Origin of the sequence: Pseudomonas sp. GV085 (assembly GCF_003050925.1) — a bacterium.
Taxonomy (GTDB): domain Bacteria; phylum Pseudomonadota; class Gammaproteobacteria; order Pseudomonadales; family Pseudomonadaceae; genus Aquipseudomonas.
In genome coordinates, this window is the sequence record NZ_QAOV01000010.1 from 72570 (window position 1) to 95595 (window position 23026).

The 23026-nt window shown below is 60.5% G+C and carries 20 protein-coding genes; 17 read left to right on the forward strand and 3 right to left on the reverse strand.

Going from position 1 to position 23026, the window contains the following annotated elements:
• Positions 1-111: 111 nt before the first annotated feature.
• The 14 genes from waaF to C8K63_RS20720 all read left to right on the forward strand — a co-directional run bounded on the left by waaF (position 112) and on the right by C8K63_RS20720 (position 15050).
• Positions 112-1146, forward strand: coding sequence for a lipopolysaccharide heptosyltransferase II (waaF, locus tag C8K63_RS20655; protein ID WP_108218366.1), 1035 nt, complete (start codon positions 112-114; stop codon positions 1144-1146).
• Between the two features lies 1 nt (position 1147).
• Positions 1148-2209 carry a lipopolysaccharide heptosyltransferase I gene (waaC, locus tag C8K63_RS20660; RefSeq protein ID WP_108218367.1) on the forward strand — a complete coding sequence of 354 codons (1062 nt, stop codon included), beginning with the start codon at positions 1148-1150 and terminating at the stop codon, positions 2207-2209.
• Positions 2209-3330 carry a glycosyltransferase family 4 protein gene (locus C8K63_RS20665; RefSeq protein ID WP_108218368.1) on the forward strand — a complete coding sequence of 374 codons (1122 nt, stop codon included), beginning with the start codon at positions 2209-2211 and terminating at the stop codon, positions 3328-3330. Before waaC ends, C8K63_RS20665 begins: the two co-directional genes overlap by 1 nt.
• Positions 3331-4137, forward strand: coding sequence for a lipopolysaccharide core heptose(I) kinase RfaP (rfaP, locus tag C8K63_RS20670; RefSeq protein WP_108218369.1), 807 nt, complete (start codon positions 3331-3333; stop codon positions 4135-4137).
• Complete coding sequence (locus C8K63_RS20675; RefSeq protein WP_108218370.1) at positions 4137-4871, forward strand: lipopolysaccharide kinase InaA family protein; 735 nt, start codon at positions 4137-4139, stop codon at positions 4869-4871. Before rfaP ends, C8K63_RS20675 begins: the two co-directional genes overlap by 1 nt.
• Positions 4868-5620 carry a lipopolysaccharide kinase InaA family protein gene (locus tag C8K63_RS20680; protein ID WP_108218371.1) on the forward strand — a complete coding sequence of 251 codons (753 nt, stop codon included), beginning with the start codon at positions 4868-4870 and terminating at the stop codon, positions 5618-5620. Before C8K63_RS20675 ends, C8K63_RS20680 begins: the two co-directional genes overlap by 4 nt.
• Positions 5620-7071, forward strand: coding sequence for a lipopolysaccharide kinase InaA family protein (locus tag C8K63_RS20685; protein ID WP_108218372.1), 1452 nt, complete (start codon positions 5620-5622; stop codon positions 7069-7071). The genes C8K63_RS20680 and C8K63_RS20685 overlap by 1 nt, the downstream gene beginning before the upstream one ends.
• A gap of 227 nt (positions 7072-7298) precedes the next feature.
• Positions 7299-7634, forward strand: a complete 336-nt coding sequence (locus tag C8K63_RS20690) for a YceK/YidQ family lipoprotein (RefSeq protein WP_108218373.1) — start codon at positions 7299-7301, stop codon at positions 7632-7634.
• Positions 7635-7799: 165 nt separating this feature from the next.
• Positions 7800-9557: a carbamoyltransferase gene (locus C8K63_RS20695; protein ID WP_108218374.1), complete on the forward strand. Its 1758-nt coding sequence runs from the start codon at positions 7800-7802 to the stop codon at positions 9555-9557.
• Positions 9541-10671: a glycosyltransferase gene (locus tag C8K63_RS20700; protein WP_108218375.1), complete on the forward strand. Its 1131-nt coding sequence runs from the start codon at positions 9541-9543 to the stop codon at positions 10669-10671. Before C8K63_RS20695 ends, C8K63_RS20700 begins: the two co-directional genes overlap by 17 nt.
• Positions 10671-11567, forward strand: a complete 897-nt coding sequence (locus C8K63_RS20705) for an antimicrobial resistance protein Mig-14 (RefSeq protein ID WP_108218376.1) — start codon at positions 10671-10673, stop codon at positions 11565-11567. The genes C8K63_RS20700 and C8K63_RS20705 overlap by 1 nt, the downstream gene beginning before the upstream one ends.
• A gap of 8 nt (positions 11568-11575) precedes the next feature.
• A complete protein-coding gene (locus C8K63_RS20710; protein ID WP_108218499.1) occupies positions 11576-13018 on the forward strand; it encodes a PIG-L deacetylase family protein in 1443 nt (480 codons plus the stop codon).
• Complete coding sequence (locus C8K63_RS20715) at positions 13015-14169, forward strand: glycosyltransferase family 4 protein (RefSeq protein ID WP_108218377.1); 1155 nt, start codon at positions 13015-13017, stop codon at positions 14167-14169. Before C8K63_RS20710 ends, C8K63_RS20715 begins: the two co-directional genes overlap by 4 nt.
• Positions 14166-15050: a glycosyltransferase gene (locus C8K63_RS20720; RefSeq protein ID WP_108218378.1), complete on the forward strand. Its 885-nt coding sequence runs from the start codon at positions 14166-14168 to the stop codon at positions 15048-15050. The genes C8K63_RS20715 and C8K63_RS20720 overlap by 4 nt, the downstream gene beginning before the upstream one ends.
• Before the next feature lie 64 nt (positions 15051-15114).
• Here C8K63_RS20720 and C8K63_RS20725 read toward each other — a convergent pair whose 3' ends face one another.
• Both C8K63_RS20725 and C8K63_RS20730 read right to left on the reverse strand, forming a co-directional pair.
• Entirely contained in the window at positions 15115-16338 is a 1224-nt protein-coding gene (locus C8K63_RS20725; RefSeq protein WP_108218379.1) for an acyltransferase, read from the reverse strand.
• Positions 16335-18200, reverse strand: coding sequence for a bifunctional O-antigen ligase/aminoglycoside phosphotransferase family protein (locus C8K63_RS20730; protein WP_108218380.1), 1866 nt, complete (start codon positions 18198-18200; stop codon positions 16335-16337). The genes C8K63_RS20725 and C8K63_RS20730 overlap by 4 nt, the downstream gene beginning before the upstream one ends.
• A gap of 154 nt (positions 18201-18354) precedes the next feature.
• Between C8K63_RS20730 and msbA the strand changes: the two genes are divergently transcribed.
• The 3 genes from msbA (at position 18355) to hldE (ending at position 21901) form a co-directional block, all read left to right on the forward strand.
• Positions 18355-20157: a lipid A export permease/ATP-binding protein MsbA gene (gene msbA, locus C8K63_RS20735; protein WP_108218381.1), complete on the forward strand. Its 1803-nt coding sequence runs from the start codon at positions 18355-18357 to the stop codon at positions 20155-20157.
• Positions 20158-20218: 61 nt separating this feature from the next.
• The gene (locus tag C8K63_RS20740; protein WP_223529861.1) at positions 20219-20377 is read left to right on the forward strand and encodes a hypothetical protein; all 159 of its coding nucleotides are present in this window, start codon (positions 20219-20221) and stop codon (positions 20375-20377) included.
• 102 nt (positions 20378-20479) lie between these two features.
• Positions 20480-21901 (forward strand): bifunctional D-glycero-beta-D-manno-heptose-7-phosphate kinase/D-glycero-beta-D-manno-heptose 1-phosphate adenylyltransferase HldE, encoded by a 1422-nt coding sequence (gene hldE, locus C8K63_RS20745; protein ID WP_108218500.1) that lies wholly within the window; start codon positions 20480-20482, stop codon positions 21899-21901.
• 130 nt (positions 21902-22031) lie between these two features.
• Here the strand turns inward: hldE and C8K63_RS20750 are convergent, their stop codons facing one another.
• The gene (locus tag C8K63_RS20750; RefSeq protein ID WP_108218382.1) at positions 22032-23000 is read right to left on the reverse strand and encodes a metal ABC transporter ATPase; all 969 of its coding nucleotides are present in this window, start codon (positions 22998-23000) and stop codon (positions 22032-22034) included.
• Positions 23001-23026 lie beyond the last annotated feature (26 nt).

The window sequence follows — 23026 nt, forward strand, 5'->3', positions numbered from 1 at the left end:
AGTTCTCGGGTTCATCGCGAGCAAGCTCGCTCCTACAGTAGATTTGCGTTGTTCTGTAGAATTTTCGAGGCGGGGAGGCGTAGGCCTCCCCGGTTCGTTTATGGAAACCACATGAAAATTCTGATCGTTGGGCCCAGTTGGGTCGGTGACATGGTGATGGCGCAGACACTGTTCCAGTGTCTGAAACAACGCCACCCGCAATGCGAAATCGACGTGCTGGCCCCCGAGTGGAGCCGGCCGATTCTTGAGCGTATGCCCGAAGTTCGCCAGGCCTTGAGCTTTCCGCTCGGTCACGGTGTGCTGGAACTGGCGACGCGTCGGCGCATCGGCAAATCCCTGGCCGGCCAGTACGACCAGGCGATCCTGTTGCCCAATTCCCTGAAGTCGGCGCTGGTGCCGTTCTTTGCCGGCATCCCGAAGCGCACCGGCTGGCGTGGCGAGTTTCGCTATGGCCTGCTCAATGACGTGCGCACGCTGGATAAGGATCGTTACCCGCTGATGATCGAGCGCTTCATGGCCTTGGCGTTCGAGCCGGACGTTGAGCTGCCAAAGCCGTATCCGCGTCCGAGCCTGCAGATCGACCCGGTCACCCGCGAGGCGGCACTGGCCAAATTCGGCCTGACCCTCGACCGTCCGGTGTTGGCCCTGTGCCCTGGTGCCGAGTTTGGCGAGTCCAAGCGCTGGCCGTCCGAGCATTACGCCAAGGTTGCCGAAGCGAAGATCCGCGAAGGCTGGCAAGTCTGGCTGTTCGGATCGAAAAACGACCATGCCGTGGGCGAAGACATCCGCGCGCGGCTGATTCCCGGTCTGCGTGAAGAGTCTGTGAACCTCAGTGGCGGCACCTCGCTGGCCGAAGCCATCGACCTGATGTCCTGTGCAGATTCTGTGGTGTCCAACGACTCCGGCCTGATGCACGTCGCCGCCGCGCTGAACCGCCCGCTGGTCGCGGTCTACGGTTCGACGTCGCCGGGTTTCACGCCACCGCTGGCCGAGCATGTCGAAATCGTACGCCTGGGCATCGAGTGCAGTCCGTGCTTCGATCGCACCTGCCGTTTCGGTCATTACAACTGCCTGCGCCAGCTCATGCCGCAGGCCGTGAACGAAGCCTTGCAGCGGTTGCAAGGCACTGTGGTCGAGGTCAAATAGCTTGCGGGTTCTGTTGATCAAGACTTCTTCGCTGGGCGACGTCATTCACGCGTTACCGGCGTTGACCGATGCGGCGCGGGCGATTCCCGGCATCAAATTCGACTGGGTGGTGGAAGAAGGCTTTGCCGAGATCCCGACCTGGCATCCGGCGGTGGGCAAGGTGATTCCGGTGGCGATCCGTCGCTGGCGCAAAAACATCTGGCAGACCATCAAGAGCGGCGAGTGGAAGCGCTTCAAGCAAAGCGTGCGCGCCACCCAATATGACTTGGTGATAGACGCCCAGGGCTTGCTGAAAAGCGCCTGGCTGACCCGTTACGTCAAGGCTCCAGTGGCCGGCCTCGATAAAAGCTCCGCACGCGAGCCCATTGCTGCGCGCTTTTATGATCGACGTCTGGCCGTTGCCCGTGGGCAGCACGCGGTGGAGCGAGTGCGTCAGTTGTTCGCCATTGCGTTGGGCTATGACTTGCCCAAAGGTCTGGGCGACTACGGACTGAATATCGAGCGCCTGGTGGAGTTGCCGCGCAAGAATCCTTACGTGGTGTTTTTGCACGGCACCACCTGGGACACCAAGCACTGGCCCGAAGCCTACTGGCGCGAGCTGACCGAACGGGTCGGCTACCTTGGCGTCGGGGTGAAGTTGCCCTGGGGCAATGCCCTGGAGAAAGCCCGGGCCGAGCGTATCGCCGCGGGTTTCAAGCACGCCGAAGTGCTGCCAAAACTGAACCTGGCGGGTGTCGGCAAGGTGCTGGCCGGCGCGCAAGCCTGCGTGGCGGTCGACACCGGTCTTGGTCATCTGGCCGCCGCGCTGGATGTGCCGACGTTGTCGCTGTTCGGCCCGACCAACCCGGGCCTGACAGGCGCTTATGGCAAGGTGCAGATTCACATGGCCAGCGACTTCCCTTGTGCGCCGTGCCTGCAAAAGAAATGCACTTATCAGCCGACGGCTGAAGATGCCCGTCAATTTGACCTGAAACGCGAGTGGCCGTTGTGCTTCACGCGTCTGAATCCCGAGCGTGTCGCCAGCCGACTGAGCACGTTGTTAATGGCTGAGGAGTTGCGCTGATGCAATTGGCATTTGTCCTGTACAAATATTTCCCGTTCGGCGGCTTGCAGCGCGACTTCATGCGAATCGCCCTGGAGTGCCAGAAGCGTGGTCATCAGATTCGCGTCTACACGCTGATCTGGGAGGGTGACGTGCCGCCGGGTTTCGAAGTGCTGGTGGCGCCGGTCAAGGCGTTCTTCAACCATCGCCGCAATGAGAAGCTCAGCGAATGGATGGCGGCGGACCTGGCCAAGCGCCCGGTCGACCGCCTGATCGGCTTCAACAAGATGCCGGGCCTGGACGTCTACTACGCCGCCGACGGCTGCTTCGAAGACAAGGCGCAGAACCTGCGCAACTCGCTGTATCGCCGTTGGGGCCGCTATCGCCACTTCGCCGAATACGAGCGGGCGGTGTTCGCCAGGGACGCCAAGACTGAAGTGTTGATGATTTCCGAGGTCCAGCAGCCGCTGTTCATCAAGCATTACGACACGCCGCTGGAGCGTTTCCACCTGCTGCCACCGGGTATCGCCCAGGACCGTCGCCGACCGGCGGATGCCGATGAAATTCGCTCCGGGTTCCGCGCTGAATTCGATCTCAAGGACGACGAACTGCTGCTGGTGCAGATTGGCTCCGGGTTCAAGACCAAGGGCGTGGACCGTAGCCTCAAGGCACTGGCGGCATTGCCTGCCGAGTTGAGGAAACGCACCCGGCTGTTTGTAATTGGCCAGGATGACCCCAAATTATTCCAGATGCAGAGTGCGACATTAGGGCTGGGCGACAACGTCACGTTCCTCAAGGGGCGCAGTGATATCCCGCGTTTCCTGCTGGGGGCCGATCTGTTGATCCACCCGGCGTACAACGAAAATACCGGCACCGTGCTGCTCGAAGCGCTGGTGGCTGGCCTGCCGGTGCTGGTGAGCGCGGTGTGCGGGTACGCCCATTACATTGCCGAGGCCGACGCCGGCCTGGTGCTGGACGAACCGTTCGATCAGGCACAGCTGACGCAGTACCTGACCGGCATGTTGAACGACGCTCAAGCAAGGGCGGCCTGGAGCCGCAATGGTCTGGCCTACGCTGAGACGGCCGATCTCTACAGCATGCCGCAGCACGCGGCCGATGTGATTCTGGCGGAGCACGCTTAAATGAAGTTGATGCTGGCTGAACCGTTCAAGAGCCTCTGGGCCGGACGCGACCCGTTCGCCGAAGTCGAGGGGCTCAAGGGCGAGGTGTACCGCGAGCTGGAAGCGCGCCGGACTTTACGCACGGAAGTCGATGGCAACGGATTTTTCGTGAAAATCCACCGTGGCATCGGCTGGGGCGAAATTTTCAAGAACCTGCTCACTGCCAAGCTTCCGGTATTGGGGGCCGGTCAGGAGTGGCAGGCCATTCAGCGCCTGCAGCAAGTTGGCGTGCCGACCATGACCGCCGTCGCGTATGGCGAGAAGGGCAGCAACCCGGCCGACCAGCACTCGTTCATCGTCACCGAGGAGCTCGCGCCCACGGTCAGTCTCGAAGATTTCAGTATCAACTGGATCAAGCAGCCACCGGAGCCAAAACTCAAGCGCGCGCTGATTGCCGAAGTCGCACGCATGACCGGCATGATGCACCGCGCCGGGGTCAACCACCGCGACTGCTACATCTGCCACTTCCTGCTGCACACCGACAAACCGGTGACCTCGGACGACTTCAAGCTCTCGGTGATCGACCTGCACCGCGCCCAGACCCGCCCGGCGATCACCTCGCGCTGGCGCAACAAGGATCTGGCAGCCCTGTACTTTTCCGCGCTGGACATCGGCCTGACCCGCCGCGACAAGCTGCGTTTCCTCAAGGGCTATTTCCAGCAGCCGCTGCGTCAGATCCTGATTGAAGAGGCGTCTTTGCTGGCATGGCTCGATGGCAAGGCCAACAAGCTCTACGAGCGTAAACAGCGATACGGGGATGCGCTCTGATGTCGGGTTGGAAACTGGAACCGGCCTACAGCGAACTGGCCGATGACTTTGGCAGCCTCGAGGCTGTGTTTGCGCTGCAAGGCGAGCGTTTGACCAGCGATCTGCTTTCGGAGGTCATCCGGGTCGAGCGCAATGGCGTCAACTATTACGTCAAGCGCTACGTGGGTGCTGGCAAAGGCTTGCGGCGTTACCTGGGCAAGCCTCGGGTGAAGATGGAGTGGCAGAACCTCAAGCGCTTCGCCAAGTGGGGCATCCCCACTGCCGAAGTGGTGGCCTGGGGGCTGGAGCGGCGCGGTGCGGCCTACGCTCGCGGCGCGATGATTACCCGGGAACTGCCGCGTACCGAAGACTTGTCGGCACTGGCCGAGCGACGCGACCCGAAATTGTCGGATCGCGCCTGGGTCGATACCGTCAGTCGTCAGCTAGCCCAATACACCCGGACCATGCACGACCACCGCTTCACCCATAATGATTTGAAGTGGCGCAACCTGCTGATCGACGATGAGGCTCGAGTGTTTTTGATCGATTGCCCCAACGGCGATTTCTGGCGCGGTTTCTGGCTCAAGTACCGTATTACCAAGGATCTGGCGTGCCTGGACAAGGTCGCCAAGTATCAACTGTCGGCGACCCAGCGCCTGCGCTTTTACCTGCAATACCGCAACCGGACCCGGCTCAACGCTGCGGACAAAAAACGCATCCGGCATGTGGTGAGATTTTTCGAGGGGCGCGAATGACTGATTTTCTGGCCGCTGAAGACCGTGCACTGCTTGAGCGCCACGGCCTCGGCACATTCGAAGCACTCTGGGCCAAGCAACTCGATGCGGTGGACGAACCCAACACCGGTCGCGGCGGCTGGAGCAGCGTGTTTCGGCTGGATCTGGAAGGTCATGGTTTCTACCTCAAGCGCCAAAGCAACTATCTGACCCGCACGTTGCGCGCTCCGTTTGGCGAGCCGAGTTTCGCTCGCGAGTTTCGCAACATCTCCCGTTACCGGAAAATGGGCATACCGGCACTGGAAGCGGTGTTCTACGGGGAGCGCAAGGTCGATGGAGAAGTCCGCGCGATCCTGATGACCCGTGCCCTGGACGGCTGGGACGACCTCGACTCGCTGTTGCAGCGCTGGGCTGAATTGAGCCCTGAGCAGCACTCGGAAATCCTCAAGGCCAGTGGCGAACTTGCCCGGCAGCTGCACGCTGCACGCCAGGTGCATGGGTGCTTCTATCCCAAGCACATTTTCATGCGCGCCACCGGCAACGGCTATCAGGCTCAATTGATCGACCTGGAAAAGACCCGACCACTGCTGTATGGGCAGCGTGACCGAATCAAGGACCTGGAACCGTTGACGCGCCGCGCGCCCGAGTGGAGCGAGTCGCAACTGCGGCAATTGCTGGCCGCCTATCTGGATCAACCTCAGGACAGCTCGTTGATCGACAGCTGGCTGGGGCGTTTGACGACGCGGCGCAGCCAAAAGGGACCACGCTGATGCGTTTATCCAAGTTGAAGTCCGTCGGCCGCAATCCGGCATTGCCGCTGAGCGTTTCGCTGGCCGATGCCGCCGGCCCTGCCGATCTGCAACTGCTGAGCCTCTTGCGGGTGTTGCCGGGGCAGCGTTATGTCGGTGCCGGCGTCTGGCGTGGCCGGCCGGTGTTGGCCAAATTGCTGGTCGGCAGCAAGGCTGCGCGGCACTTCCAGCGGGAGCTGGATGGCGTGCGCTTGCTTGCCGCTCAAGGATTGACCACGCCGCAGCTGTTGGCCGATGGCCTGAAAGAAGGCGAGGGTGGTTGGCTGCTGTTCGAGTTTCTGGAGGGCGCCGAAAGCCTTGGTGATACCTGGAAACAGGTTGAGCAGCAACCGGTTCTGTTCGATGGGCAAGGGGCAGTGCTGGCCGAGGCGTTAGGCGCGATCGGTCAGATGCACCGCAAAGGTCTGTGGCAGGAGGACCTGCACCTGGACAACCTGCTGCGTCAGCGTGGTCGCCTGTACTTGATCGACGGCGCCGGGATTTGCTCCGAAACGCCGGGACAGCCGCTGTCCCGGCAGAAGGTCCTGGAAAACCTCGGGGTGTTCTTCGCCCAGTTGCCGAAGTCGATTGAGCCCTTCATTGAAGAATTGCTGGTGTATTACCTGCTGAGCAACGGCGAACACGCCCTGCCCATGGAAGTGTTGCAGAAGCAGATCGACAAGGTCCGCAGCTGGCGCCTCAAGGACTTCCTGATCAAGGTCGGTCGCGAGTGCACGCTGTTCAGCGTCCAGCGCGGGGCCTTCGGATTGCGGGCGATTCGCCGCGAGGAAGAGCCGTCGATGGTGCCGGTGCTGGAGCATGCCGATGCCTTGCTCGATCAGGGGCATCTGTACAAGACCGGGGGCGCGGCGAGCGTCGGTAAGGTCGAGGTGGATGGCCGCACGCTGGTGATCAAACGCTACAACATCAAAGGCTTCGCCCACTGGCTCAAACGCTTCTGGCGCCCGAGCCGGGCCTGGCATTCGTGGCGCGAAGGCAACCGCCTGGCGTTCCTCGGGATCGCCACGCCCAAGCCGCTGGCGTTGCTGGAAACGCGTTTTCTGTGGCTGCGCAGCCGGGCGTACCTGATCACCGAGTATCTGGCGGGGCCGGACATCATCGAACGTTTTGCGCCGTATGTTGAAAGCGGTGCTGCACCGGAAGCCGAGCTGGCGGCGCTGGATCATTTGTTTGCCGAGCTGATTCGCGAACGCATCAGCCATGGCGACTTCAAGGGGCATAACCTGTTCTGGCAGCAGGATCGCTGGGCGCTGATCGATCTCGATTCGATGTGCCAGCACAGCTCCCTTGGCAGTTTCGCCCCGGCGTATGCAAGGGATCGCGCGCGGTTCATGCGCAACTGGCCTGAAGGCAGCGCCCTTTACCAGGTCATCGATCAGCGGTTGCCCAAGGACATCTCCAGCGCGGCCTGAATCCTTTTCGCGAGCAAGCTCGCTCCCACAAGGATTGTTGGTGAACACAAAACCTGTGAACACCTCAGTTCAAATGTGGGAGCAAGCTTGCTCGCGATGAGGTCGGAACTGCCAACCGAGAAAGCAAACAAGTTCTTGTGAACCGTCCTACGCGATCTTGGGAAGTCATGAACTGTGGCCCGAATCGCCCCGATGCTAGTTTGCCTGACGTTCTCGGAGGGCAGGCTGTGACGATCAAAATGGCAGTTTCAACGGGTGTTTTATCAGTGTCGCTAATGGGCTGCGGGACCGCCGCCACCGTCCTGCAGGATGACGCCCAGGCCGCGCAAGGGCTGCGTCGGCAGAAGACCTATTGCCAGTCCATCCCGCGAATCTACAGCGGCCTGGCTTACGACTTCTGCGTATTGAATGCACCGCCAGACCCTACGGGTATCCTTGTGCCGCTCGTATTGGTGGACCTGGCCGTGTCTGGCGCGCTGGACACCGTTGTCTTGCCGTACACGATTTACCGGCAAAGCGTGGACGGCAATATTTCCATCTATTGGCGACCTGCGCGCGGATAAAAATGCCGCGAGGTCCCCGCTGCAGTTGCTGGCCGTTTGCGGCTAGAGGCTTGCCGCTGCTTTTAAGCTATAATCCCGCCCTTTAGCTGTCTCTCGCCCCTTGCGAGGGCACATTAATTTTTGAGGCGCTTGCGCCTGCATGCAGACTAAAGAGGCTAGACCCCTGTGGCATTGACGATTCTTGGCCTGTCCGGCGCCCTTAGCCATGATCCTTCCGCAGCCCTGTACATCGACGGCAAGCTGGTCGCGGCGGCTGAAGAGGAACGCTTCGTACGCGATAAACATGCAAAGAACCGCATGCCTTACGAGTCGGCGAAGTTCTGCCTGGAACAGGCTGGCATCAAGCCGTCCGACGTTGACGTGGTAGCGATTCCATTCGCACCGATCAGCCTGTTCGGCAAGGCCCGCTGGCAGTACGCCAAGCGTTACTGGTATGCCCCGGACCGTGCACTCGACGCGATCCTGATGGGCAACCGTCGCTACAAGCGTTATCGCAACAAGATCGTCTGGTGCCTGGAGCAACTGGGTTTTGATCCGAAGAAGATCAAGATCGAGCCGGTCGAACACCACCTGGCCCACGCCTCCAGCGCTTATCACTGTTCCGGTTTCAAAGAGAAAACCGCGATCCTCGGTATCGACGGCAAAGGCGAGTACGCCACGACCTTCTTTGGTTACGGCCAAAACGGCAAGATCCACAAGATCAAGGAATTCTTCGATCCGGACTCCCTCGGCGGCCTGTACGGCGCGATCACCGAGTTCCTCGGTTTCGATATGCTTGACGGTGAGTTCAAGGTCATGGGCATGGCGCCGTATGGCGATGCCAGCAAATACGATTTTTCGCGCCTGGCTTCGTTCGAAAACGGCGAGCTGGTGATCAACACCGACTACGCCAACGTTATCGGTCTGCGTCGTTACAAAGAGAAGGGCAAGGGTTACTACTTCTCGCCGAAGCTGATCGAGTGGCTGGGTCCCAAGCGCGAAGGCGATATCGCCGACGAGCCTTACATCCACTACGCTGCGAGCATTCAAGCGCTGTTCGAAAAAATTGCGCTGCAGATGATCGACTACTACTTGGGCGACGTGCTCAAGGAAACCGGCAAACTGGCCTACGCCGGTGGCTGTGCGTTGAACGTCAAGCTCAACCAGAAAATCATCGCTCGCGACGACGTCAAGGAGCTGTTTGTTCAGCCTGCCTCCGGCGACGCCGGTACCGCAGTGGGCGCGGCAGCCTATGTGTCCCACGCCCGTGGCGTACCGGTCGAGAAGATGGAACACGTCTACCTCGGCCCGTCGTACAGCAACGAAGACGTGATCGCCGCGTGCGCCCGTCACGAGAACAAGCCGACCTGGCGCAAGCTCGACAACATGCCGGAGCAGATCGCCAAAATCATGGTCGATGGCAACCCGGTGGCCTGGTTCCAGGGCCGCATGGAGTTTGGTCCGCGCGCCTTGGGCGGTCGTTCGATCATCGGTTGCCCGAGCATTGCGGGCGTGGCTGACCGGATCAACCACCAGATCAAGTTCCGCGAGCGCTGGAGGCCTTTCTGCCCATCGATGCTCGACACTGTCGCTCCACAGATGATCAAGATCGATCACCCGGCCCCGTTCATGACCTTCACCTTCGAAGTGGCTGAAGAGTGGAAAACCCGCGTGCCGGAAGTCGTCCACGAAGACGGCACTTCCCGCGCCCAGGTGCTCAAGCGCGAATACAACCCGCGCTACTACGACATGATGAAAGCGCTGGAAGTGCTCACCGGCAACGGCGTATCGCTCAACACCTCGCTCAACCGTCGCGGCGAACCGATGATCTGCTCGCCGACCGACGCCTTGAACATGTTCTTCGGTTCGGATCTACAGTATCTGATCATGGAAGACATCCTGGTGGTCAAAGAGGGCGCGAACGCCTATGACACGTTCGGCTGAACGCCATGTGCTGCAGTTCTGCCACGGCTATGACGGGCCGTTCCTGGACTGCGCACGGCAGTACGCCAGCCTGTTCGCGGGGACCGGTTATCGAGTGACCACGGTGTTTCTCACCGGGGTTGCCGATGCCGAAGTCGCCGCGGGTTGTGCTTGCGATGAAGTGCTGTTCATGGAGTACAGCTCCAAGGCCATTCGCGGCCTGAAGCTGGGCGCCATCGGCGATCTGCGCAAGATCGCCGCGTCGCGCAACTTCAGTTTCTGCATCGCTCATCGCTTCAAGCCGATCTATATCGCCTTGCTCGGTACGTCGTTGCCGGTGATTGGCGTGCATCACGCTTTTGACGATTACAAGCGTGGCAGCCGCAAACTGTTCGCGCATATCTTTCGCAAGCGTCTGAGTCTGCTCGGTGTGTCCGACGCGGTGCGCGACGACATGCGCCAATGCCTGCCGAAGTGGCCGGCTTCGCGGATCCAGACCTTGTACAACCGTATCGACGTGGACACCTTGCAGGCGACCCAGGTGTCGGCTCGCGAGGCCCGGGAAACCCTCGGTTTGGCGGCGGATGCGTGGATCATCGGCAACGTCGGACGGCTGCATCCCGACAAGGACCAGGCCACGCTGTTGCAGGGTTTCGCCGAGGCGTTGCCGGGGTTGCCGGCCAACAGCCAGTTGGTGATTCTCGGTAAGGGGCGTCTGGAGGAAAACCTCAAGGCTCAAGCCCGGGAGCTGGGTATCGGTGACCGGGTGCTGTTTCTCGGTCAGGTACCGGATGCGCGCAACTACTTCCGGGCCTTCGATGTGTTTGCCCTGAGCTCTGATCACGAACCGTTCGGCATGGTGCTGCTGGAGGCCATGGCCGCTGGTGTACCTTTGCTCGCAACGGCGTGCGGCGGAGCGAAAGAAGTGGTCGAAAGCGTGGGCATCCTGTTCCCGTTGGGTGATGCCGAGCGTCTGGCCCAAGGGCTGCAACATCTGGCTGGCATGGATGATCAGCAACGCCGACAGTGTGCCGAGTTGATGCTCGAGCGCTTGCACGAACGCTTCTCCGATTGCGCGGTACGCGATGCTTTCTGGCATTTGCCGCACGTTACCGAACTGGCACAGAGGGGCTGATGCTCAACCGATTTCAAGGCTGGCGCGAGCGTGGCTGGGCGGTAGTCGACGCCTCGACTTACGCCGAAACCTGGCAGCGTTATGGCGGCAGCGTCGCAACTCATCCGATGGTGGTCGAGCGGCTGGCGAAACTGGCCGAGATTCCGGTGCGTTACCTGGCCTGGGTCCAGGGTGACGAGGTCAAGGCGGCGATCCCGACCTGGGGGCGCGACCTGGCCTTGTCCAAGGACGTGCTCAAGCGTCGCGGCAAAAAGGGCTTGTTCGACCTTGGCAACGCCGAGATCATCCTGCCCGCCGCTGCCGATACCCAGGCGCCTTTGCGCCATCGCGCGCGGTATCTGTCGGCGCTGAACGAAGGCCGTTTCACTGGCATCAGGTTGCAAGCCGAACAACTGGCCATGGCCCGTACCCCCGAAGAGCTGTCGAAAAAATTTCGCTATAACCAGCGCCGCGAATTGCGTTTGCTGGAAGAGGCCGGTGGCGTGGTGCGGCCGGTGTCCGAGTTTTCCAGCATCGATCTGGCGGCGATTTATTGCGACCTGTTCCAGCGCCGCTGGGGCTTCCCGGCGACGGGTGCCGAACGCATGGCCGAGGTCATCGAGTTGCTGCGCGAGTTGTTGATCGGTTCGGTGATTTTCCTCAACGATGCGCCGATTGCGATTCAACTGGTGTACCGCGTCGAAACCTCGCAGTGGATCAGCGTCGAGTACATCAACGGCGGAGTCGATCCCGAGACTCGCGAGTTCAGCCCTGGCAGTGTGCTGAGTTTTCTCAATACGCAAAGCGCCTGGGAGCATGCCCGGGCGCAGGACAAACCGTTGCGCTTTTCCTTCGGTCGCGCCGACCGTGAATACAAGGATCGCTGGTGCAACCCTGTGCCGGTCTTCACCGTATGAGCCAAGCCATAAGCCGCAAACAGCAACTGCTCAAGCGCCACCGGCGCAATAAACGTATCGGCCTGTTGATTGCGCTGGTGCTGTTGATCGTCATGGGTGTGGCGGTGGCCTGGTGGTTGCCGCTGGTGCTGGCGGTTCTGGGCTGGATTGCCCACGAAGCCTGGTTTGCCGACCATCTGTTCTACTCAGCGAAAGACGATTACCAGTACAGCTTTCCCCCGTACACGCCACAGCCCAAGGTGCACCTGAGCGGTGAACACTTGCGGCTGGACGAGGGCGTGATGCTGGTCGACGACGCGACGCTGGTGTTGGCCCTGCGGGTAAAGAGCACCTGGCTGGGGCGTTTTATCGATCCGGTGGTGGAGTTGGCGGGTGGCGAAAACCCTGATCGACAAACCTTCGAACGGGGCGTAAACGGCCTGCGTTACCTCAATCTCAGTGGTCAGGCACAGGCGCTGTCGCGTGGTGACCTGCGCTTGCGCGGGCGCTTCTGTCGCGTGTTTGGTGAGCCCGTGCTGTGGGCGTTCGAGCATCCGGATTACCGGCGTCAGCGGGTGATGGTCATCGCCCCTCACGCCGATGACGCCGAATTGGCAGCCTACGGTTTGTACAGCCAGGCCGACGAAACCTGGATCGTCACGCTGACCGCCGGTGAAATCGAAGCCGAACACTATCGGCAGATGGGCCTGAACAAGGTCGATGCGGCCCGCTTGAAAGGCCGCCTGCGCACCTGGGACAGCATTGCCGTGCCACGTTGGGCCGGTGTGCCCGAGGCTCACTGCGTACAACTGGGTTACTTCTGTCTACAGTTGCCGAGCATGCAGGCTGCGCCTGCGGTGGCGGCGGGATCGCGGGAAGCGGATATGAGCGACATCCGTCTGTTCCGCCGGCTGAATCCTTTCGCACTGCCCGGCGATGTCGATGGCGCGCCGACCTGGAACAACCTGCTGGCGGATCTACGAGAGTTGTTGCTGCGGGCCCGGCCCGAGGTCATCGTCCTGCCGCATCCGACCCTGGATCCGCACCCCGATCATATCTGCGCCCAGGCGGCAGTCCTCGAAGCCTTGCAAGGCCTGGACTGGCAACCGACCACGCTATTGGGCTACGCCAACCACCTGCACGACAACGACCGCTGGCCGATGGGTGATACCGGTGATGGCATCGCCTTGCCGCCGGCCTTCGAACCGGCCCAACCGATGCAGCCTTATTGCCTGCCAATACCGCTGGAACAACAGCGAGACAAAGCCATGGCGTTGGGCATGATGCACGACCTGCAGCCGGCGATGCCGTTCAAGCGTCGCTTGCGTCGGTTGATCCAACGGTTGTTGGCCGGCCGCTTGCCGCCAACCTATGGCCAGAACGAATTCTTTCGCAAGGCCGTCCGGCGCCACGAGCTTTTGTGGTCCCTCAAGCACACACCAGGCAATGTTTCTCAGCGGGGAGAGTTATGAGTCAGCGGTCAAAGGTCCTGCAACTGCAGCCTGACTACAACGTCAAAGCCCATGATTTCGCCGACCTCGCGGAGCAAATCGTCAAGGCCCTGCCCAGTGAGCGCTATGAAGTGACTGCCGCGTTTTTGCGCGGCAAACCCGGGCCGGGCGAAGCGGTGAGCCGAGCCGACCGTTCGGTGTACTTCGAGTTTTCCGACAAGTCCCTCAAGGGCATGCGCCTGCGGGCCATGTGGCAGCTATACAAGTTCTGCCGTCGGGAAAAATTCGATGTGGTGATCTGCAACCGCTTCAAGCCGGTGAACATGATGCTGGCGCTCAACCGCTGGCTGAAAGTGCCTTTGTGCATCGGCATTTCCCACGGCTTTGGCGAGTACGACCGTTTTTACCGGCGCCGCCAGACCCAGCGCCTGATCGATCGTCACTGGCGCTTCGTTGGCGTGTCGCCTGCGGTGAAACAGTATCTGCTGGACTGTGACTGCGGCTTCACCGACCAGAATACCTACGCCATCACCAATGCCATCGACATCGAGCAAGCCGAAGGTCTGCAACACAGTCGTGAAAAGGCCCGAGAAATGTTGGGCATTGATCCGTCGGTGCGGCTGATCGGTGCGTTGGGGCGACTGGTGCCGGTCAAGGGCCATATCTATTTGCTGCAGGCCTTCGCGGCACTCAAGGACAAATACCCGAATACCCAACTGGCGATCATCGGTGCCGGCCGCGAAGAGTCGCGCCTGGCGGCGGAAATCGACCGCCTCGGTCTCAGCGGTCGCGCCCATTTGCTGGGGTTCAAGGAAATTGCCCTGCAGTACATTCGCGCTTTCGATATCTGGACCATGCCTTCCCTGGCCGAAGGTCTCGGGCTGGCGCTGCTTGAAGGCATGAGTGGGCATTTGCCGGTGATTGCCTCGAACGTGCCGGCCATGTTGCCGCTCATCGAGGGGGCCGGTGGCCTGGCGATTACGCCGAAGGATGTGCCGACGTTGCAGGCGGCGCTGGACACCTACCTCGGGCTGTCGGATAACGAGCTCAAGGCCAAGGGTGAGCAGGCCTTCCGTTATCTGCAGCAACACCATGACATCGAGGAGTTCCGTCGCGAATACCTCAATCTGATCGACTCCGGCCTGGAACAGGCCCGCAAGGAACAGCCATGAACGACGCGCAACCCATCGTCACGGTCATCATCGCGTCGTATAACCATGCCCCTTACATCGAGGAAAGCATTCTCAGCGTCCTCAACCAGACCTATCAGAACATCGAGTTGCTGGTGGTCGACGATGGCTCGAAAGATGACAGCGTCAAGCGGATCAAGGCGTTGCAGGTCATCCATGGTTTCGATTTCCGGGTGCAGGAAAACCAGGGGCTGACCAACACCCTCAATGGTGCTATTGCCCGGGCCAAGGGCAGCCTGATCGTGCCGTTCGGTTCGGATGACATCATGTTGCCGGAGCGAATCGCCACCCAGGTCGCGCATATGGATGGCAAACCCGAGGTCGGCATTTGCGCCGGTAACATCGAGTTGATCGATGCCGATGGCAATCTCTACCCCGAGAAGCGCCAGCGCCGGGATGTACCGTTCCGTCGCCTGGACTTCGACGACATGTTCCTGGAGCGCAAGCCCTATCCTCCGGCACCCACCCTGATGATCCGTCGCGAAGCGCTGGAGAAGGTGGGCGGATTCGACCCGACCATTCGCCTGGAAGACTTGCTGATTGAGCTGAAGGTGACCCATGCCGGTTACTTTATCGATGGTCTGAATGTGTTGATGGCGCGCTATCGCAAGCACGCCACCAACTCCTACAAGAACCACCGCTTCATGATCGACAGCATCCTGCGCACCTACGCACTCTTCAGCGATCACCCGCTGTATGACGAAGTGCGCTACAAATTTCTCAACTCCATGTTCCTCAAGACCGCCAACCGTGATCGCAAGCTGGCGCGGGAGCTGCTGGCGCAGATTCCGTTCAAGGCCTGGAACAAGAAAACCTGGCGCGGGCTGGGGCGGATGTACTTCTCGCGGCTGGAGAAAGACTGAGCCCCGGGCTGGACTCAAGGGGAGCGGGGCGGGATGTTGGGTGGCGATATGCCGCGACGATTGCTCAACGTTGTTGAGCCGTCTCCTCTAAAAACTCTTTCCTCGGCTTCCTGTTCTGGCGCAACCAGTGCAGGGTTTTCTTGCCGGCATTGATACCGGGCTTTTCGATGTACAGGTAAGTCAGGCTGCTGATGATGATCAGCAGGCAACTGCACACAGCCAGCAACGGCAGGAAAACCCAGGCTTGCCGGGCGTCAAGATGCAATAGCGGCGGCAGTCGCTGCACCAGTACCCAGAGCACGAAACCGTGCAGCAAATACGTGCTGTAGCTGATTTCCCCCAGCCAGCGAATGCTGCGTGGTCTCAGGGCGCCGAACAAGGTGTTGCCGGACGCCACGATCACAAAGAACAGTGAAAGCAGCAGCAGCGCTCCCAGGTTGAATGCCCGGTTGAACACCGTAAAGGCGATCGCCAATGCGAGCAGGGCGATGATGCCCGCCAGCGGAGACAGGCTCCAGGCGACCCATTGTGGACGGCGAACCCAGTACGCCGCAGCGATGCCGCCGAGGAAACTGGTCAGGAAGTGCTTCTTCAGCGAGTGCTCCCATCCGACCACCTGATAAAGGGTGTAGATGCCGATCAGGCACAGCACCGTCTGCATCCAGCCTCCGCGATAAATGAACACCATGGCGGCCAGTGGCAGGGCAAGGTAGAAAAACACCTCGTACCCCAGCGTCCAGGTGACGTTGGAGATCAGCATGCCGGTCTGGTGGTACTGGTTGACGTCTGGCCGGTCGAAGAACAGCCAGGCCAGGGTCTGGCCAATGAGTTGGGTGGCGGAATCCTTGAGTTCCCAGTCCTGCAAATAGAACACACAGACAAACACGGCCAACATCAGCGGCAGGTAGAGCGGGTAGAGGCGAAACAGCCGAGATACCGCAAATGCCAGCCAGTCGTGTTGCCGCCCGTGGGTGAGCAAGCGGTCCCAGAACAGAAAGCCGGTGATCATGAAAAAGAGGGCGACGCTGCCCTGGCCGAGCTGCGAGTAGAAGTTGCTCGGCGGAAAATCGGTCACGCCGGTTTGCAGAAAGATCCAGGTAATGATCGAGTGATGGACGAACACGCCGAAGGCCAGATACCCGCGTAAGCCGTCGATGCCGGCAAAGCGGCTTTCGCCGCGATGCTCCAGCTGTCGGGTGAGTCTCGGCACGCTGCGCAACAGTAGCGCAGCAGTCGCGATGGCGAGCAGGTAGGCCGTCATCGCGATAAGCGGGTTGGTTTCTATCATCGGTGAGCCTGGGCCGGAGGACTCCCGGCCAGCACGTGCCTGTGCAAATTATCCACGTCGGCTTTCGAAGCCACCGCAGCGTATCCCTGAAGCAGCGCTTCGAAGTGATCCTCGAACAGCCAGTGCCGATCTGATGCGTAGCGCTGCATGTGGCGCAGATTGCGCCGACGCAGCGAAGGGCTCAACGATGAAGGGTAAATCCGCAGGTCGGCCAGGTCGATCAGGCCGAACTCGCCGTCCTCCAGCACCAGCACATTGCCCAAGTGCAGGGAGCGGAAATAGACCCCTTGCTGATGCAGTTGGGCCATGAATTTGCCGAAGCGCTCCACCAGTGCCTGGCGCACAGCCGGGGCGGTGATGCCTTGCAGGATCTGGCGCAGCGTGTTGCCCGGCAAGGGAGAGTAGTGCACAGCGGTGCTGCCGTCTTCGAACCGGTAAAGGTCGAGGATGTGCGGTGTCGGGATGCCCATGCTGCGCAGTTGCACGCTGTTGACGGCAAAACGATCGGAGTAGGGCGTGAAACTGCCCGAGGTGTACCAGCGGCGACGGCGGAACAGCTTGAGAAAGCTGCCATCGGTCAGGCGCAGGACTTTGGGGCCCAAACCATCTTCTTCGATGATCAGGGCATCGGCCGTCAGCTGTTGCAGGGCGCTTGGCGTCGCGGTCTTGATCGGTCTGTCCAGCAGGCGCCTGGCCCGTTGATTGATGCTCAATGCGGCAATCAGTGCCAACGGGATCCACAGCAGGAACCAGTGCTCCTTGGGGCGAGAGATAATCCCGCCACCTTCGGTCAGCCCCGCACCGATACCGAAGGCCAGCCAGGTCGAGGCAATGATGAACAGCGGTTGCACGCGATGGCGCCGGCTGCTGATGAAGCTCCACACAATGAAGAACAGCCATGGCAGCAGACCGATAATGCCGACGTAGTAGAGCACGCCCAGGGCGAAGCTATGAGGCTCCTGAAGGGGGGAGCCGGCGCCGGGGTCCAGGCTCAGTCCAGCGTTGTAGCCGTGCCCGATCCATGGGTGTTCAGCGATCCTGTCCAGGGCCATTTGCCAGAGTTCGATACGGAAGGAACTGCCTCTTTCGAAGATCTTGTCCGCAAACAACGCGAAAGTCGCCGTTTCGGCGATGACCATGGAACCAAGCATGAAGACCGACTGTCGATTCCAGCAGATGTAACTCAGCCACAGCGCGGCCAGCGTCAGTGCAACCAGTGGAGTCCTTGAGCCGGTGGCCAGGACGGCGGCGAACATGATCGCCATCGCCGGTATGCTCAACCAAAGTACCTGGTGTCGCTTGCAGGTCATGCTCAGGCTCAGCCAGTAGGTACAGAAAAAACCGAAAACGTGGGAGCTGAGCAGTGGGTTGTCGAACGCACCTACTCCGATCAGGCGCATTTCCGGTTGGTAGATCAGGCCGAACCTGTACAGGTTGTAGACAGTGGCGACCAGCGCCACGATCGCGGCGCAGAACAGCAGGGGCTGAATGATTTCGCTGCGATAGCGCACCAGCAGGTAGCAGCCGACGAACAGAAACAGGGTGTGCAATGGGGGTTTGAACTGACCGAAGTCGATGTCGCCGCCCGGTCCCCAGCGCAGACTGAGCAGTGCCCACGCCACAAACAGCAGGGCTGCAATGACGATCGGTTCGCGCAGCAGTTCTTTGCTGAACCGCGGACGCAGGCACAGCGCAATCAGTGCCGGAATACTGAACAGGCCATAGTAAAGCTTGTGATGCACACTGCGCCCAGGCAGGAAAAACAGCGCACAAAGCAGCAATAAATAACCGAGCGGAAGGATCCACAAACAAATGAAATCGAAGATTCTATTGGACGTGCTGTTCAAAGCGTTTGATTGCATGCTGAATAACTTATTCCTGAATTGAGCGAGCGTACCAAGGCAGGGACATCTGGTGGGTATTTGACGCGCCACAATACACAGACTGTATGCGATTGCCAGAACCCTGGGGAAGCTGTGCTAAAGTCAGCGTCCTTTTTATCGACATTCGCGTGATATGACCGACTCCAGTCTTAGTGCAAGCCCATCGAGCTTGAAAATCTACTTCCGTCTGCTCGGCTATGTCCGGCCGTACATCAGCCTGTTCCTGATCAGCATCGTCGGTTTTCTGATTTTCGCTTCGACGCAGCCAATGCTGGGCTACATCCTCAAGTACTTCGTCGACGGTCTGTCCAACCCAGAAGCGGCGCTGTTTCCAAGCGTGCCCTACCTGCGGGATCTGCAACTGCTGCAGGCGGTGCCGTTGTTGATCATCCTGATCGCTGCGTGGCAGGGATTGGGGTCGTACCTGGGCAACTACTTCCTGGCCAAGGTTTCCCTGGGCCTGGTCCATGACTTGCGGGTGCAGTTATTCAACAACCTGCTGGTGTTGCCAAACCGGTATTTCGACAAGCATAACTCGGGACACCTGATTTCACGTATCACCTTCAACGTGACCATGGTCACGGGGGCGGCAACGGATGCAATCAAGGTCGTAATTCGTGAAGGCATGACGGTGATCTTCCTGTTTGCCTCGCTGTTGTTCATGAACTGGCGCCTGACGCTGGTCATGGTCGCCATCCTGCCGCTGATCGCCATCATGGTGCGCACCGCCAGCAAGAAATTCCGCAAGCAGAGCAAGAAAATCCAGCTGGCCATGGGAGACGTGACGCATGTGGCGTCCGAAACCATCCAGGGTTATCGCGTGGTGCGCAGCTTCGGTGGTGAAGCCTATGAAGAGAAACGCTTCTTCGACGCCAGCCAGGGCAACACTGACAAGCAATTGCGCATGACCCGCACCGGCGCCATCTACACGCCGCTGCTGCAATTGGTGATCTATACCGCCATGGCCGTGCTGATGTTCCTGGTGCTGTTCCTGCGTGGCGATGCGTCAGCCGGCGACATGGTGGCCTACATCACCCTGGCCGGCCTGCTGCCCAAGCCGATTCGCCAGTTGTCCGAAGTCAGCTCGACCATCCAGAAGGGGGTGGCCGGCGCTGAAAGTATCTTCGAGCAACTGGATGTCGAGCCTGAAGTCGATACCGGCACCGTCGAGCGCGATGCCGTCAGCGGTCGCCTGGACGTGCGCAACCTCAGCTTCACCTACCCTGATACCGAGCGTCAGGTGCTCAATGACATCAGTTTCTCGGTCGAGCCCGGGCAAATGGTGGCGTTGGTGGGACGTTCGGGCAGCGGCAAGTCGACCCTGGCCAATCTGATTCCGCGTTTCTATCACCACGACAAGGGCGAAATCCTCATCGATGGCGTCGAAGTGGAGCAGTACAAGCTGTTGAACCTGCGTCGGCATATCGCCCAGGTGACTCAGCACGTGACACTGTTCAGCGATACCGTGGCCAACAACATCGCCTATGGCGACCTGGCTGGCGCACCCCGTGAAGACATTGAAAAGGCGGCCAAGGATGCCTATGCAATGGACTTCATTGCTCAGTTGCCTGAAGGCCTGGATACCCAGGTCGGGGAAAACGGCGTGCTGCTGTCCGGTGGTCAGCGCCAGCGCCTGGCGATTGCCCGGGCGCTGTTGAAGAATGCTCCGCTGCTGATTCTCGATGAGGCGACCTCGGCACTCGATACCGAGTCCGAGCGGCATATTCAGGCCGCCCTGGATCAGGTCATGAAAGGTCGCACCACGCTGGTGATCGCTCATCGCCTGTCGACGATCGAGAAGGCCGACCTGATCCTGGTCATGGATCAGGGGAAAATCGTCGAGCGCGGCACCCATGAGCAACTGCTGGCGCAAAACGGCTACTACTCGCGCCTCAACGCGATGGGCCTCGACGCCCCGGCCGAAGACATCGCCTGACCCCGAAAGGGCGAGCCTGGCTCGCCCTTTCGCACACCTGACGTGCAACGCGTCTGGTGATTTGTATCCAGACCTTTACGCTTCTTGCCCGATCAAGGACTTCACCGCTATAGACAGTCCCTACGAGGCGCCGCTGCATGCCGAGTGCGAAATCGATGCGCAAGCGATGGGGATGAGCGATACGTGTCGTCGTCTGGCGGATCTGCTGCTCAAAAAATGAGCAAGAAAGCCCCGCGAATCATCCGCTTGCAGCCACCACACAAGCCGACGCCAACCCTGTGCTAATATCGCGCCCCTGTTCATTTTGTATGTGGGTTGCACCATGAAGTTGTCCATGCCGCGATTCGATCAAGCCCCTGTCTTGGTAGTCGGCGATGTCATGCTCGACCGTTACTGGCATGGTGGTACCTCACGGATTTCTCCTGAGGCGCCGGTGCCGGTGGTCAAGGTCGATCACATCGAGGACCGTCCGGGCGGCGCTGCCAACGTTGCCTTGAACATTGCCGCCCTGGGGGCTCCGGCCTCGCTGGTCGGTGTCACCGGCGACGATGAAGCCGCCAACAGCCTGGTCAACAGCCTCAAGGGCGCTGGCGTGCGGGCCACCTTCCAGCGCATCGCGCACCAGCCGACCATCGTCAAGCTGCGGGTCATGAGCCGTCACCAGCAATTGCTGCGTATCGACTTCGAAGAACCTTTCGCCACTGATGCGCTGGCGCTGGTCGCGCAGGTCGATGAGTTGCTCGAAGGCATCAAGGTGCTGGTGCTGTCCGACTACGGCAAAGGTGCGCTGAAAAACCATCAGGCGCTGATCCAGGCCGCCCGTGCCCGTGGCATTCCGGTGCTGGCTGATCCCAAGGGCAAGGATTTCTCGATCTACCGCGGTGCGAGCCTGATCACGCCGAATCTCAACGAATTCGAAACCATCGTCGGTGGTTGCGCCGATGAGCACGAATTGGTGAGCAAGGGCGCGCAGCTGATGCACGACCTGGACCTCGGTGCTTTGTTGGTGACCCGTGGCGAGCACGGCATGACCTTGCTGCGTCCGGATCATCCGGCGCTGCACTTGCCGGCCCGGGCCCGTGAAGTGTTCGACGTGACCGGTGCTGGCGATACGGTGATTTCCACCCTGGCGGCCGCGATTGCCGCTGGCGAAGAGCTGCCTCACGCGGTGGCTCTGGCCAATCTGGCGGCCGGTATCGTGGTCGGCAAACTCGGTACGGCGGCCATCAGTGCGCCGGAACTGCGTCGTGCGATCCAGCGCGAGGAAGGTTCCGAGCGCGGTGTGCTAGGTCTTGAGCAACTGTTGCTGGCGGTCGACGATGCCCGCGCGCACAAAGAGCGGATCGTGTTCACCAACGGTTGCTTCGATATTCTGCACGCCGGTCATGTGACCTACCTCGAACAGGCGCGGGCCCAGGGCGATCGTTTGATCGTTGCGGTAAACGACGATGCATCGGTCAGCCGCCTGAAAGGGCCGGGCCGTCCGATCAACAGTGTCGACCGGCGCATGGCGGTGCTGGCCGGTCTGGGGGCGGTGGACTGGGTCATCAGTTTCCCGGAAGGCACTCCGGAAAACCTGCTGAGCGCGGTCAAGCCGGATGTGCTGGTCAAGGGTGGTGACTACGGGGTCGACCAGGTGGTCGGCGCGGACATCGTGACGGCCTACGGCGGCACCGTGAAAGTGCTGGGGCTGGTGGAAAACAGCTCGACCACCGCGATTGTCGAGAAGATCCGCAAGTCGTAGGAGCTGGCGTAGCCTGCGATCTTTTCCTGTAGCCCGGGGATCGTAAAATCAAAAGATCGCAGCCTGCGGCAGCTCCTACAGGAACACGCGTTCCAACGTAGGAGCTGCCGCAGGCTGCGATCTTTTACGTTTAAGAGCTGACCTTTTTTCTCGGCACGATCTTCTTCAGCAGTTGCTTGGCCTTACCGCGTAACAGCGCCAACCCCGAATCCTTCCCCGGAGGGGTCAAACCCTGCTGTCTCACCCAGTCCTTCCAGCGAATCCGCTCATCGCGCACCAACCAGCCTTCCTGTCGGGCAAAACTCTCGGCCAGGTACAGGCCGCGCGTGCTGGCCGGGTACAGTTGATCCTTTTTCAAGGTGTAGAGCTCAGCCAACGGGTGACCATCCTGCAAGGGCATCAAGTACAGATCGGGGCGCTTGCGGTCGAGGCGGGCGACGAGTTGATCGCCTTCCAGTCTTTCATCGACATGGAGCAGGCTCAGGGATTTGGCTTCCTTGGGAACGTCCAGGCGCAAGTCGTAAATCAACTGCAGTGACGCCGTTGGCAAATGCACGTAAGCCCGCGGGCGCTCTATCAGCATCAGGTTGGCGCAGCGTACCGGCCGCGCCGAGCCGGACAGTGGCGACAAGCGAAATGGCAGGGCTTCACGGTAATGCAGGGCGGCCGAGTAGGGCGTCGGCAGCCAGGTGTCATTGAACCGCCCACCGAGCCAGCCTTCCGGAGTCTCCAGCAGGCATTCTTCGGCAATTTCCTGGATCGCCGTGTGCAAGGGCAGGTTCAGCTCATGAGCCGGCACGTATCCGGAGATCAGCTTGAGCACCACATCGCCACGGTCCTGCCGGCGTTGGCGCACCAGCACCCAATAATCGCGATTCTGCCAATGCAGGGTCAGGCGCACCGAAACCCCGAGATTGGCCAGTTCCAGAGCAAACCGTTCGCTGTCGCCGACCGTCACCGGACGACGACGTTGCAGGGTCTGGGCGAAGTTCAGCGGCCTGCCGACGCTCTGATAAGCCAGGCCTTCGGGCGTCGCTTCGACGAATAACGGCAGGGTCTTGAAGTTGCTCGGGTTCTTTCTGATGAGCGTACGCGACATGTCGGCTCCTGCTTAAGGCCGCGTGG